Raw genomic sequence first — 12,697 nt, 5'->3', positions numbered from 1 at the left:
GCCAGACCTTCATCTGTAGACGCGCGGACCGATGAGCGGCATGCGCGAGCGCGCTTGCGCATCCGCTTCCACGCGGATCGATTCGACCGTGTGGAAAGTCGCGGCGGTCGTGTCGATCGGCTCGTTCATGTCGCAGATGGACTCGACGCTGGTCAACGTGTCGCTGTCGGCGATCGGCCATACGCTCGATGCGTCGATCGCTACCGCGCAGTGGATCGTCAGCGGCTACCTGCTCGCGATGGCGTTGATGTTGCCGCTCAACGGCTGGCTGGTCGACCGCATCGGCGCGAAGCGGCTGTACCTGTTCTGCTTTTCGACGTTCACGATAGCGTCGATGCTGTGCGGCGCGGCGCAGACGATCGGCGAGCTGATCGGCGCGCGCATTTTCCAGGGCCTCGTTGCCGGTGTGCTCGGGCCGATGGCACAAATGATGATCGGACGCGTGGCCGGCAAGAACCTCGAACGGGTGATGGGCTACACCGCGCTACCCATTCTGCTCGGTCCGATTCTCGGCCCGGTGCTGGCCGGCCTCGTGCTCGCGCACGCGAGCTGGCCCTGGCTGTTCTTCATCAATGTTCCGGTGGGCGCTTTCGGCGTCGCGATGGCGGTGTTGCTGCTGCCGCGCGATGCCGCCGCGTCGCAGAAGCGACCGTTCGATTTCACCGGCTTTGCGTTGATCTCCCCTGGGCTCGTCGCGCTTGTCTATGGACTTCAGGACGCGTCGCGAGCGGTGGGCTTGGCGTGTCTGCTCGCGGGCGTCGCGTTTCTCGCCGGCTTCGCGCTGTACGCGGCGCGCAAAGGCCATACCGCGCTGATCGACGTGCGCATGTTTGCGACACGTACGTTCTCGGTCGCCGCACTCGCCCAGTTCTTCGCGAACGCGATCATGTATGGACGGCAGCTCGCCGTGCCGCTTTTTCTGATCGCGGGCTGCGGTTTGTCGGCCGCGCACGCGGGCGGCCTGCTCGCGGCAACCGGCGTCGGCATGATGTGCTCGTTTCCGCTGCTCGGATGGTTGACCGAGCGGCTCGGCTGCCGCGCGCTCGCGGCGGGCGGCGCACTGCTGGCGTTTCTGAGTACGCTCGTGTTTCTGTGGCTGAGCGTTGATTCGTTCTCCGCCGGATGGGCCGCGGTCGGTCTGTTCTTTGCGGGCGTCGGTCAGGGGACGATCAGCGTGCCGTCGATCTCGGCCGCGTATTCGTCGATCGGGAGAGAAAGGCTCGCGGTTGCGAATACTGCGTTGAACATCGCGCAGAGAGTGGGCGGTCCGTTCGCGACGACGCTGCTTTCGATGGCGATAGCGTCGACGTTGCACGGTGTTTCGGGTGCACAGCCCGGCCGCTTTCTGCCGACGTTCGTGCTGCTGGCCGGGCTGCATTTGTTGTGCTTCGCGGCGGCGATGTTTCTGCCGGTTCGCGTTCAGCGAGCGAAGAACGCCTGACCACGCATTCCCGCGCCCGTACTTCACAGTAGCCGCAAGCCGCCATCACACTCGATCACCGCCCCCGTCATAAACGTGTTCTCCAGCAGAAACTGCAGCGCGTGCGCGACATCGTCGGCCTGCCCGACGCGCCGCACCGGTAGCGTTTCGCTCTGCTGCCGAAACAGCTCACTCTTCACGCTCGCGGGAAATCTGTCCCACCAGGGCGTATCGATCACACCCGGCGACACCGCGTTCACGCGCAGCGGCGCAAGCTCGCGCGCCAGCGTGCCGATCATGCTTTCGAGCGCGCCGTTGATCGCACCCAGACCCGCCGTGCCCGGATTCGCGATGCGCGCCGAAATCGCGGTCAGAAACGTCAGGCTGCCGTCGCGACGCAGCGTGGGTAGCGCGGTCTGCGCGGCTTCGAGCTGCGGCCAGAACTTGGCCTCGAAGCCACGCCGCAGCGCGGCCAGATCCAGTTCGGCAAACGGCCCCGCGCCTTCGCCGCCCGACAGCGTCATCACCAGATGATCGACCTGGCCGAGGCCGCCGAAAAAGTGTCCGAGCGCCGCGCGATCGGCGCAATCGAGCGCCTCGCTCGTCACCTGTCCACCGATGCCAAGCAGCGCATCGTCCAGTTTGGCGCGGTCGCGCCCCACCGCGACGACGCTCGCGCCAGCCGTCACGAGCCGCTTCACCAGCGCGAGCCCAATGCCCGACGAGCCACCTAGCACCACGACCTTCTGATTTTGCCAGTCCATGTCATTGCTCCTGAGTGTGAACGGAAGACCCCGTGGCAGTAGAATGCGCGGTGCGAGCCCATCACTCAAATCGTTTAATGTCATGGCCAACATCATTGAAAATGATTTTCGGCGCTTCGACCTGAACCTGCTGCTGACCTTCCGCGCGTTGCTCGAAGAGCGCAGCGTCACGCGTGCCGCGCAGCGGCTGTTTCTCGGTCAGCCGGCCGTCAGCGGCGCACTGAAGCGCTTGCGCGAAACGTTCGGCGACGAGCTGTTCGTGCGCACGCCGCAGGGCATGACGCCGACGCCGCGCGCGCTCGAACTCGCACGGCAGATCGAGCCGTTCCTGCAATCGCTGCATCAGGCGCTCACGCAGCCGTCCGTCTTCGATCCGGCCCGCGCGCAGCGGGTGTTCCGCATCGGCCTCAGCGATTCGCTCGAACTGCTGCTGATGCCCGAGATCATTGCGCGCCTCGCCGACACCGCACCCGGCGTGAAGCTGATCGCGCGCTCCACAGATTCGACGCGCGCCGCCGCGATGCTCGACGATGGCGCGATCGAACTCGCGGTCGGCGTATTCCGCGAATGCGTGCCGTGGCAGCGACTCACGCCGCTGTTTTCATGGCGCTTCGTGAGCGTCTACAACCCCCGGCTCGTCAGAACGCGCCGCAAGCAATTGTCGATGGACGAGTTTCTGCGCCACCGCCATGTGCTGACTTCGTTCAGCGCCGAGCTGCGCGGCTTCATCGATGAACGACTCGAGATGCAGGGACTGAAGCGCGACGTCGTGTTTTCGAGCTCGAACTTCGCGACCAGTCCGTTCATCGTGCAACGCACGGCGGCGATCGCGACGGTGCCGGAGTTCATCGGCCGCGTCTGGCGCGATACGCTCGGTCTCGCGCTGAGTCCGCTGCCATTCGAGGTGCCGGGCTACGAGGTTTCGCTGATGTGGGCCGCGGCGCACGACCAGGACCCGGCGCTCGCGTGGTTGAAGCGCGAGTTCGCGGACGCGTTCGGCACGAGCGACGGCACTGCGCGTGCAGCGCCCTGACAGCGACGTGTGCTACGGTTCGGAAGCGTCACGGTTCGTATCGCCGCTTCGCCGTCGCCCGTTCAAGCCAGGAGGAAATCCCGATGACTCACCACGTCGCAAAAGGCACCTTCATCGTCTCCCTTCAACCGATGCCGTTCGAAAACGCGGAGGCCGAATCGAAGCTCGGCCGCATGTCGATCGACAAGCAGATCTCCGGCGATCTCGCCGCGACCAGCCAAGGGCAAATGCTGAGCGCGATGACGAACGTCAAAGGCTCGGCCGGCTATGTCGCGCTCGAACAGGTCACTGGCACGCTGGCGGGAAAGCAGGGCACGTTCGTGCTGCAGCATATCGGCGTGATGAATCGCGGCGCAGCGGCGCTGGCGGTGACGGTCGTGCCGGATTCAGGCACGGGCGAGCTGAGCGGCATTGAAGGCGAGTTCAGGATCGACATCGTCGACGGCGCGCATTCGTACGAGTTCGCTTATCGTCTGCCCGGCCACTGACATGCCGAACGCGTGCCGGCGGGATACGGCGCTCGACCCCGTACCCCGCTACCAGGCTTTCCAGTTCAAAACCTCAGCGCTCAATGCCCCGCGATCGTCACCGACGCCGTCAACGCATTCGGATCGCGCGACGAAGCCCCCGCGATCATCTGATAGACGCCGCCGTTGAGCTTCCACACGTGGTTGGTCGCGTCCCACGTCGACAGCAGCTTCGGCGCAATCGATACGCTGACCTGCTGCGACTCCCCCGCCTGCAGCGCGACCTTTTGCCAGCCGACCAGACGCTTCGGCGGTTCGCCCAGACCGCTCGGCAACGCGGCATAAACTTCGGCGATTTCCGCGCCCGCGCGCGAGCCCGTATTCTTGACGGTAAAGGTCACCTGCACGTTGCCGCTCGCATCCACTTGCGCGTTGAGGCCCGAGTAGCTGTAGCTCGTGTAGGACAGCCCATAACCGAACGGGAACAGCGGCGCGATCTGCTTGCCGTCATACCAGCGATAACCCATGAAGAGTCCTTCGCTGTAGGTAACGGTGGTATCGGTGGCCGAGATCGTCGGTTGCGGAAGATCCGCGTCCTGCATCGGGAACGTGATCGGCAATTTGCCGGACGGGTTCACGGCGCCGAACAGCAGATCGGCAATCGCCTGACCGCCCTGCACGCCCGGATACCACGCTTCGAGCACGCCGTGCACGTTGGATAGCCACGGCATCAGGACCGGGCTGCCGTTCTCGAGCACGACGATCACGCGCTTCGCTTGCGCCGCGACCGCGCTGATCAGCGCGTTCTGATCGTAGCTCTGGTTATAGCTGTCAGTCGTATTGCTCGGCAGGCTCAGGCTCGGCAGATCCGCGCCCTCGCTTTCCCATTGCGTCGCGAACACGATCGCCACATCCGCCTTCGCGGCGGCGGTCGCCGCTGCCGCCGCGTTCGTGCCGTCGACGAAGGTCACGCTCGCGTTCGGCGCCTTCGCCTGGATCGCGGCCAGCGGTGCCGACTTGTACCACGTCGCGCAGGTGCTCAACAGCGGCGACGGCGACACGCAACCGGACACCGCGTTGCCCGCGGCCGCCGGCACCGCGCCCGAGCCGCCGCCCGACAGCACGCCCGCATCCGCGTGAGCGCCGATCACCACGATCGACGACAGCCCCGCCGCGTTCAGCGGCAGCACCGGTTGCGAATCGCCGCTCGCCACCGCGTTCTTCAGCAAGACCGACGATTGCTGCGCGACCTGCAACGCGAGCGCATTGCCCGCGGTTTGATCGACGCTTCCTCCGGTGGTTGGTGGCGAATCGAAGACGCCATAGCGAATCATCGTGCGAAGCTTGCGCTGAACCATGTCGTTGAGTCGCGACATCGGCACGCTGCCGGCGTTGACCGCGCTCGTCAGCGCGGTGTTGAAATACGACGTCAGCGTAAAGCCCGGAATCGACGCTCCGCCGCCGAGATCGCCGGGCTCTTCTTCATCGAGGCCAGCCAATGCCGAGGCGACCGTACTGTGCGTGGCTGTCCAGTCCGACTGCACCACGCCCTTGAAGCCCCACTCGTTCTTCAGCACGGTGGTCAGCAGATACGGGTTTTCGCACGCATACACGCCGTTCACCAGGTTGTACGAACACATCACGTTGCCGGGCGTTCCCTGCGTGACGCCGAGTTCGAACGCGAGCAGTTCGGTTTCGCGCATCGTGCGTTCGTCGACGACCGAGTTGCTGGTCATGCGGTTCGTTTCCTGATCGTTCATCGCGTAGTGCTTGATCGTCGCGATGACGTTCTGCGCCTGCGTGCCGATCGTGCGCGCGGCGCTCAGCGTGCCGGTCAGTACCGGATCTTCGCCCATGTACTCGAAGGTGCGGCCATTGCGTGGTTCGCGCGCGAGATTGACGCCGCCGCCGAGACCTTCGCCATAGCCGAGCACGCGCAGCTCGGTCGCGATACGCGCGCCGTATTGGTTCGCCAGCGTGGGGTCCCAGCTTGCCGCCAGCGCCACCGGCGCGGGCAGCGCCGTCGCGTTCGAGTTGACGACATTGACGCCGCCGGCCGAATCGGCCATTGCAAGGCCCGGAATGCCGAGCCGCGCGATGCCGGGAATGTAGCCGGCTCCGTTGACCCCGGCCGGATACGGACCGCCGAGTCCCGCGTTGGGGATGCCCACGCCGTGCACGAGCTGAATCTTTTCGGCGGTCGTCATCTTCTGGACGAGCGCGGCGGCACGCGCATCGGCGCGCGCATCTGGATCGGACGGCAACGGCGGCTCACTGATGTTGCTGCCATTGCCGCAGGCGGCGAGTACCAGCGCGACACCGCAGGCGATGGCGCTTGCGGCAAAGGGTATCGTCAGCTTCCTTCTCATCATCTCGCTCCGTGTTGTCGTTGTCGGTCATGTGATTTGCATTGCGTCACGTTGTATCGACGCGCTACCGGCACGTGACGCGTCCTGTTACGCTAAGCGCTCGTGGTAATGCGCCGAAAGAAATTCTAGGGATGCGCCCGAAACGCGCTTGACCGATAGGTGCAGCACTTGACCGATGAAGAGTCAGGAAAACCCGCAGACAGGTTTCGACCGGAGGAGGCAAAGTGGATTTGCGTCAGAAGTCCGTTTCAGCGCGCATCTATCGAGGATTGCTCGACGCGGCGGAGCGTGAGGGCCTCGATCGCAGCAAAGTGGCCCACGATATCGGCATCGACGAGGCCGACATCGCCGCGGCCGATGCGCGAGTGCCGGGCGACAAGCACGTCGCAATGCTCCAGCTTGCGGAAAGCTGCCTGATGCGCGGCGCGCCCGAGGGCGACGTGTTCGATGGTCTGCTGTATTTCCCCGAGCTTGCGGGCGTGCTCTGCAATAGCCCGACGCTGCGCGATGCATTGCGCAATTACGTCACGTATCGTGACCTGATCGGTAATGTCGACTGGCTCGTCATGCAGGAGCACGGCGACGAAGTCGCATTCGAATACGTGACGGAAGGCGAGGGGCGCAACGCATCGAGCGCGCTCGGCAACTTCGCGCTGATAGCGGGTGTGGCAAAGCTCTACGACGTGCGACTGCGCGTGCGCGACGCGGGTATCACCGATGCGCGGCTCGGTGCGATCGCGGCGCTGAGCGGGACGTTGGGCGTGCGCGTTCAACTCGATCAGGCTCGCAATCGGATGGTGTTGCAGTCGTCCGCGCTGGATCGCGCGTTCGAGGTCTACAACGCGCCGCTCGCGAAGATTCACATGCATGCCGCGCATGGAATCTTGCAGCGGATTCGCGAGCAGGGCCGCTTTTCTCCGACGGTCGAGCGATGTCTGCGTGACGTGCTGCGCGAGCACGCGGATGCGATCGAGCCGAAGAGCCTGCAGACGATCGTCTGCGAGCGGCTGTCGCTGACGCGCTGGACCTTGCAACGCAAGCTCGCGGCGGAGTGCAAAACCTTCAGCGAGGTGCTGATGCAAATGCGTATCGACGAAGCACGCACGCTGCTCGCGCATACGCCGATGTCGATCAGCGAGATTAGCGAACGGGTCGGCTTTGCCTCGACGACGGCGTTTACGCGGTTTTTTACGCGTGCATGTGGGGCGCCGCCGGCGCGGTATCGGGGGCGATGCCGGGTGTGATCGTCCTATGATGAGCATCGATCAGAACATGACTCGACTGTTCGGTGTCATGGGATCGATCGTATCCTTGGTCGCGTTTCTGCCTTATGGACTTGCGATCTGGCGCGGCACCGTACGCCCTCATCTTTTTACCTGGTTGATCTGGTCACTCGTCACGGCGATTGCGGCTGTCGGCCAGTTCGTCGCCGGTGCGGGTCCTTCGGCGTGGTGTACCGCGGCGATCGCGGCCACCTGCTTCTTTGTTCTCGTATCGAGCGTCTTTCGGGGTGAACGGCAGCGGACCGCTTTTGATTGGCTTTGCCTTGCCGCGGCGTTGTCCGCTATTCCGCTCTGGATATTCACTAATGATCCGACGTTGTCGATCTGTCTTGTGACGCTGATCGAACTCGTCGGCCTCGCGCCGACGGTGCGCAAGACTATTCGTGATCCGTGGAGTGAGAGTCTTTTGTACTTTGCGCTCTGTGTTTTTAAATACGCGCTCGCGATTCTTGCGCTGCCGAAATGGAGTGTGGCCGTGGCGTTTTATCCGGCGGTGAATATCGGGGCGGCAAGTGGGGTTTGTTTGTTGATGGTGGTGCGGCGTCGACGGGTGCGAGCGTATTCCGAGGACAAGGTTCGGTGAGAGGCTCCCGAAAGACAGCGCGACGACTCGCAGCGCGCGATCTGAATGTGCCTCCCTTTTGTCCGATATTCATCAGGTCGCCGCAAATTGCGTGGATTACACTGGTTTTCGCTATGCGACTTTAAAGCGTGGCTGACCCACGAAGTCACCATTGCGCGGACTTTCGTGCATCCCTTCCGCACGTATCCGCCGACACCGGGCGAAATACGACTGCTTGGTGAAAGCGTTTCGCCATTCACCACTTTGGCCGGCCCCTGGTCCCTCACACGACGGCGACCAGGTATCGCTGCGGCCATTTCACATCGACTATTTTCGCTTGATTGAATCAGGCGCCTGATCCGGCAGCCGATAGGCCCCTTGCACGCCGCGATTTCACGCGCCTGATTCGCTGACAAGGAGATGAAGATGAAGACCCGCCAATTAAGCATTTGGTCGGCTGTAGCCGTTGCACTTCTGTCGCTGAGTGGCACCGCGCAGGCCGGTGGTGATGACGGCGACCGTGGCCGCGGCGGTGGCGGCGGTCTTTGCTCGAACGCAACGCTAAAAGGACCCTATGGGTTCATCGGTCACGGCGTGATCCTTGGGTTGCTGGATTCGAGCAACGTGCTGCATCCGTTCGCCACCCAGTCGATCCTCGATGACGTCGCTCTCGTGACATTCGACGGCAACGGCAAATTTACCCGCACCGATTTCGGGAGCATCAACGGCGTGCCGAAAGGTGGGCAGATAACCTTCAATCCGGCGCAGAAAGGCACTTATTCGGTGAACTCCGATTGCACCGGCACCATGTCGGTTGTCTATACCGCGGGAGGACCCGTGCCAGCCGGCGTCGCGACCGACCTGAACATCGTGGTCACTTCGGACGGCACGCAGGTCGAATCCGTCGTCTATCGGGCGAGCATCCCGTCGGCCGCGTCGGCCCCGGACGGCTACAACTGCCCGATGGATTGCGTGCAAGGTGTGCAGGAGGCGTTCGAAGGGAAGAAGGTTCTGGTCTACGGCTTCCGGTAGTGGGGGACTGACGTATCGGATGAATTCGCGGTTGCCGCCGGCTTTTCAACCGGCGGCGCGCTCGCTTCATCGGTGCTTCGCTCAATGCCCCGGCCGTTCGCCCACTGCGACCGGCGCATGCTTCGTCTGCCGGCTCAACATCAGCGTCACGACCGCCGACACCGCCAACGTCGCCCCGACCACATAAAGCCCTGCCGTATAGCCGCCCGTCACGTGCTTGAGCCAGCCGATCGCAAACGGCCCGACGAAGCCGCCGAGATTGCCGATCGAGTTGATCATGGCAATGCCCGCCGCCGCTCCGGCGCCCGACAGGAACATGCTCGGCATCGCCCAAAGCGGCGCCTTCGCGGCGCTGATTCCGACGTTCACGACGACGAGCGCAAGCACGATCATCAACGCGGTGGTCGCATTACCGGCGAACACGAAGCCGACGCACGCAAGCGCACACGGAATCACGACGTGCCACGTGCGTTCGTCGGTGCGATCCGAGTGCTTCGCCCATAGCACCATCGCGATCACCGCGAGCACGCTCGGCACGCCGGCGAGCAGCCCGGTTTCGAACGTGCCGAAACCGTATTGGCGGATGATCAGCGGCGCCCACAAGCCGAGCGTATAAAGTCCCGCCGAGGTGCCGAAGTAGATCAGCGCGAGCGCGAGCACGCGCGGATCGCGCAACGCGCTGAGCGCGCCGGCCGTGTGGCCCGCATGCGCGTGCCGCGCGTCGGCTTCGAGCTTCAGCCTCGCGATCAGCCAGTCGCGCTCTTCGGGCTGCAGCCACTCGGCTTGCGCGGGCTTGTCGGTCAGATACCTGAGCACGCAGAAGCCGAGGATGATCGCGGGCAATGCTTCGAGTATGTAGAGCATTTGCCAGTCGACGAGTCCGGCAATCGGCGGCAGTTTCATGATCGCGCCGGAAATCGGCGAGCCGATCGCAGTCGAGATCGGCGCGGCGGCCATGAACCATGCCGCCGCGACCGCACGCTGCCGCGCCGGAAACCACAGGCTCAGATACAGGATGATGCCGGGAAAGAAGCCCGCTTCCGCGACGCCTAGAACGAAGCGCAGCGCGTAGAAACTGGTCGGCCCGACGACGAACGCCGACGCGAGCGACACGAGCCCCCACGACACCATCACGCGAGCAATCCAGCGCCGCGCGCCGACCTTGTGCAGGATCAGGTTCGACGGCACTTCGAACAGAAAATAGCCGATGAAAAAGAGCCCGCCGCCGAGGCCGAACGCGGTCGGCGAAAGACCGATCGCCTTGTTCATCGACAACGCGGCAAAACCCACATTCACGCGATCGAGAAAGCTCACGAAGTACAACATCATGACGAACGGGATGATCCGCAGCATCAGCTTGCGGGACACCCGGCTTTCGAGTTCCGAAGTCATTGTCTCCTCCTGCGGCGCGCGGCTATTGACCGCGCGCGAGCCTCGCGCCGGCCGACGTTGGGCCGAGCTAATCGAGTCAAGGTTGTGTGCCGGCCACGTCGTGGCCGGGGCGTAGACCGCGCGCCTGATTTGCGCGCGGTTCCGCTCAGTCCGGTTCAGTTCACGCGAAGCCGGCGCTCAAGCCGCGTTCGCCGCGGGCGTCGCCGCCTGCTCGATGAACGCGCACACGGCCGCCGTCACCTGCGCGGTCGTGGCCGTGCCGCCGAGGTCGCGTGTATGCAACGCGTTGTTCGCGGTCACCGCTTCGACGGCCTGCATCACGCGCCTGGCCGCGTCGAATTCGCCGAGGTGTTCGAGCAGCATCACGACCGACCAGAACGTGCCGACCGGATTCGCGAGCCCCTCGCCCATGATGTCGAACGCGGAGCCGTGGATCGGCTCGAACATCGACGGATAGCGGCGTTCCGGATCGATGTTGCCGGTCGGCGCGATGCCGAGGCTGCCGGCGAGCGCGGCCGCGAGGTCGCTGAGAATATCGGCGTGCAGATTGGTGGCGACGATCGTGTCGAGCGTCGCGGGACGGTTGACCATGCGCGCTGTCGCCGCGTCGACGAGTTCCTTGTCCCACGTGACGTCCGGAAACTCCTTCGAGATTTCGAGCGCGATCTCGTCCCACATCACCATCGCATGACGCTGCGCGTTGCTCTTCGTGATCACGGTCAACAGCTTGCGCGGACGCGACTGCGCGAGGCGGAACGCGAAGCGCATGATGCGCTCGACGCCGGCGCGCGTCATGATCGACACGTCGGTCGCGGCTTCGATCGGATGGCCCTGATGCACGCGGCCGCCGACGCCCGAATATTCACCCTCCGAATTTTCGCGGACGATCACCCAGTTCAGATCCTCGGGCTTGCAGTACTTCAGCGGTGCGTCGATGCCGGGCAGGATGCGCGTCGGGCGCACGTTCGCGTATTGGTCGAAGCCCTGGCAGATTTTCAGTCGCAGACCCCACAGCGTGATGTGATCGGGAATGTCCTTGTCGCCCGCCGAGCCGAACAGGATCGCATCTTTGTTGCGGATCGCGTCGAGCCCATTGGCCGGCATCATCACGCCGTGCTGGCGGTAGTAGTCGCCGCCCCAGTCGAAGTTCTCGAACTCGAACGTGAAGGCGCGCGTGGTCTTCGCGAGCGCCTCGAGCACCTGCGCGCCGGCCGGCACGACCTCCTTGCCGATGCCGTCGCCGGGGATGGTTGCGATGCGATAGGTCTTCATGTCTCCGTCCTGTGCTTGGTGAATGGCGTGAGTGGACTCTAGCGCGATCCCACGGGTAAAAACCGGTGCTAAACTCAAAGCATCTTTAACTTGCATTCACAAATGCGAAGGCGCGGAAAAGACGATGCGCGACACCGTCCAGCCAGCCGATCTGGGCTTTTTCTCGACGCTCGCCGCGAGCGGCAGCCTCAGCGCGGCCGCACGCGAACTGGGGCTGACCGCGGCGGCCGTCAGCAAGCGCCTGACCCAGATGGAGCAGCGCGCGGGCGTCGCACTCGTGAACCGCACGACGCGCCGCATGATGCTGACGCCCGAAGGCGAGCTATACCTCGAGCGCGCGCGGCGGATTCTCGACGAGATCGACGAACTGGCCGAACTGCTCGGCTCGGCGAAGAAGACACCGAAGGGCTTGCTGCGCGTGAACGCGACGCTCGGCTTCGGGCGCAGCCATGTCGGGCCGGCGATCTCGCGCTTCGTCGCGCGGTATCCGCAGGTGTCCGTTCAACTGCAGTTGTCGGTCACGCCCCCGCCGCTTACCGACGACAGCTTCGACGTCTGCATCCGCTTCGGCGAGCCGCCCGATACGCGCGTGGTCGCGCGCCGGCTTGCGCCGAACCGGCGTCTGCTGTGCGCGGCGCCGTCGTATCTCGCGGCGCACGGCATGCCGCTCACGGCGCACGATCTGACGCGCCACAACTGCATCGGCATTCGTCAGGGCGACGAAGCGTACGGCGTGTGGCGGCTGACCTCGGGACGCGGCGCCGCGCGCAAGACCGAGGCGGTGCGGATCAAGGGCACGCTGACCACCAACGACGGCGAGATCGCCGTCAAATGGGCGCTCGAAGGACACGGCATCCTGATGCGCGCGGAATGGGACATCCGGCAGTATCTGACGGAAGGATCGCTCGTCCAGTTGCTACCCGATCACGACACACCGAATGCGGATATCTTCGCGGTGTATTCGCCGCGGCATCAGATGTCGAATCGTATTCGCGCGTTTGTCGAGTTTATTGCGCGGGAGTTGGGGGGTGAGGTGGGGGCGGGGGCGTAGTGCAGCACAGCGATCGTGCGCATTCGTGATGTCATCAAAAGAGCGAGCAGCA

The 12,697-nt window shown here is 64.3% G+C and carries 11 protein-coding genes; 7 read left to right on the top strand and 4 right to left on the bottom strand.

Annotated elements, in window-relative coordinates; translation table 11 throughout:
* Nucleotides 1–31 precede the first annotated feature (31 nt).
* Nucleotides 32–1,441 (top strand): DHA2 family efflux MFS transporter permease subunit, encoded by a 1,410-nt coding sequence (locus tag OKW35_RS19735; RefSeq protein ID WP_429552923.1) that lies wholly within the window; start codon nt 32–34, stop codon nt 1,439–1,441.
* A 23-nt stretch (nt 1,442–1,464) separates the two neighbouring features.
* Here OKW35_RS19735 and OKW35_RS19730 read toward each other — a convergent pair whose 3' ends face one another.
* Nucleotides 1,465–2,184 carry an SDR family oxidoreductase gene (locus tag OKW35_RS19730; protein ID WP_429352798.1) on the bottom strand — a complete coding sequence of 240 codons (720 nt, stop codon included), beginning with the start codon at nt 2,182–2,184 and terminating at the stop codon, nt 1,465–1,467.
* Nucleotides 2,185–2,266: 82 nt separating this feature from the next.
* On the opposite strand from OKW35_RS19730, the gene OKW35_RS19725 reads away from it, so the two are divergent.
* Nucleotides 2,267–3,217 carry a LysR family transcriptional regulator gene (locus OKW35_RS19725; protein WP_429352797.1) on the top strand — a complete coding sequence of 317 codons (951 nt, stop codon included), beginning with the start codon at nt 2,267–2,269 and terminating at the stop codon, nt 3,215–3,217.
* A gap of 83 nt (nt 3,218–3,300) precedes the next feature.
* Complete coding sequence (locus OKW35_RS19720) at nt 3,301–3,705, top strand: DUF3224 domain-containing protein (RefSeq protein WP_429352796.1); 405 nt, start codon at nt 3,301–3,303, stop codon at nt 3,703–3,705.
* A gap of 80 nt (nt 3,706–3,785) precedes the next feature.
* On the opposite strand, the gene OKW35_RS19715 is transcribed toward OKW35_RS19720, so the two are convergent.
* Nucleotides 3,786–6,053 carry a beta-glucosidase gene (locus OKW35_RS19715; protein ID WP_429553810.1) on the bottom strand — a complete coding sequence of 756 codons (2,268 nt, stop codon included), beginning with the start codon at nt 6,051–6,053 and terminating at the stop codon, nt 3,786–3,788.
* A 224-nt stretch (nt 6,054–6,277) separates the two neighbouring features.
* Between OKW35_RS19715 and OKW35_RS19710 the strand changes: the two genes are divergently transcribed.
* From OKW35_RS19710 to OKW35_RS19700, 3 genes are all read left to right on the top strand, one after another.
* Entirely contained in the window at nt 6,278–7,297 is a 1,020-nt protein-coding gene (locus tag OKW35_RS19710; protein WP_429552922.1) for a helix-turn-helix domain-containing protein, read from the top strand.
* A 7-nt stretch (nt 7,298–7,304) separates the two neighbouring features.
* Complete coding sequence (locus OKW35_RS19705; protein ID WP_429493154.1) at nt 7,305–7,919, top strand: hypothetical protein; 615 nt, start codon at nt 7,305–7,307, stop codon at nt 7,917–7,919.
* A 405-nt stretch (nt 7,920–8,324) separates the two neighbouring features.
* Entirely contained in the window at nt 8,325–8,930 is a 606-nt protein-coding gene (locus tag OKW35_RS19700) for a hypothetical protein (protein WP_429552921.1), read from the top strand.
* An 81-nt stretch (nt 8,931–9,011) separates the two neighbouring features.
* Here the strand turns inward: OKW35_RS19700 and OKW35_RS19695 are convergent, their stop codons facing one another.
* The gene (locus OKW35_RS19695) at nt 9,012–10,322 is read right to left on the bottom strand and encodes an MFS transporter (RefSeq protein WP_429552920.1); all 1,311 of its coding nucleotides are present in this window, start codon (nt 10,320–10,322) and stop codon (nt 9,012–9,014) included.
* A 177-nt stretch (nt 10,323–10,499) separates the two neighbouring features.
* A complete protein-coding gene (locus OKW35_RS19690; RefSeq protein ID WP_429552919.1) occupies nt 10,500–11,594 on the bottom strand; it encodes a tartrate dehydrogenase in 1,095 nt (364 codons plus the stop codon).
* A gap of 124 nt (nt 11,595–11,718) precedes the next feature.
* Between OKW35_RS19690 and OKW35_RS19685 the strand changes: the two genes are divergently transcribed.
* Nucleotides 11,719–12,645, top strand: coding sequence for a LysR substrate-binding domain-containing protein (locus tag OKW35_RS19685; protein WP_429552918.1), 927 nt, complete (start codon nt 11,719–11,721; stop codon nt 12,643–12,645).
* Nucleotides 12,646–12,697 lie beyond the last annotated feature (52 nt).

This window comes from Paraburkholderia sp. MM5477-R1 (genome assembly GCF_050436385.1).
Taxonomy (GTDB): Bacteria; Pseudomonadota; Gammaproteobacteria; order Burkholderiales; family Burkholderiaceae; genus Paraburkholderia; species Paraburkholderia tuberum.
The sequence above is the reverse complement of the archived record's forward strand: the minus strand, read 5'-3'. Positions and strand labels throughout refer to the sequence as shown.

What these genes read in the sequence shown, in the direction of transcription:
- OKW35_RS19735 (WP_429552923.1), top strand. Translation starts at nt 32, where the DNA reads ATGAGCGGCATGCGCGAGCGCGCTTGCGCATCCGCTTCCACGCGGATC.
- OKW35_RS19730 (WP_429352798.1), bottom strand. Translation starts at nt 2,184, where the DNA reads ATGGACTGGCAAAATCAGAAGGTCGTGGTGCTAGGTGGCTCGTCGGGC.
- OKW35_RS19725 (WP_429352797.1), top strand. Translation starts at nt 2,267, where the DNA reads ATGGCCAACATCATTGAAAATGATTTTCGGCGCTTCGACCTGAACCTG.
- OKW35_RS19720 (WP_429352796.1), top strand. Translation starts at nt 3,301, where the DNA reads ATGACTCACCACGTCGCAAAAGGCACCTTCATCGTCTCCCTTCAACCG.
- OKW35_RS19715 (WP_429553810.1), bottom strand. Translation starts at nt 6,053, where the DNA reads ATGAGAAGGAAGCTGACGATACCCTTTGCCGCAAGCGCCATCGCCTGC.
- OKW35_RS19705 (WP_429493154.1), top strand. Translation starts at nt 7,305, where the DNA reads ATGATGAGCATCGATCAGAACATGACTCGACTGTTCGGTGTCATGGGA.
- OKW35_RS19700 (WP_429552921.1), top strand. Translation starts at nt 8,325, where the DNA reads ATGAAGACCCGCCAATTAAGCATTTGGTCGGCTGTAGCCGTTGCACTT.
- OKW35_RS19695 (WP_429552920.1), bottom strand. Translation starts at nt 10,322, where the DNA reads ATGACTTCGGAACTCGAAAGCCGGGTGTCCCGCAAGCTGATGCTGCGG.
- OKW35_RS19690 (WP_429552919.1), bottom strand. Translation starts at nt 11,594, where the DNA reads ATGAAGACCTATCGCATCGCAACCATCCCCGGCGACGGCATCGGCAAG.
- OKW35_RS19685 (WP_429552918.1), top strand. Translation starts at nt 11,719, where the DNA reads ATGCGCGACACCGTCCAGCCAGCCGATCTGGGCTTTTTCTCGACGCTC.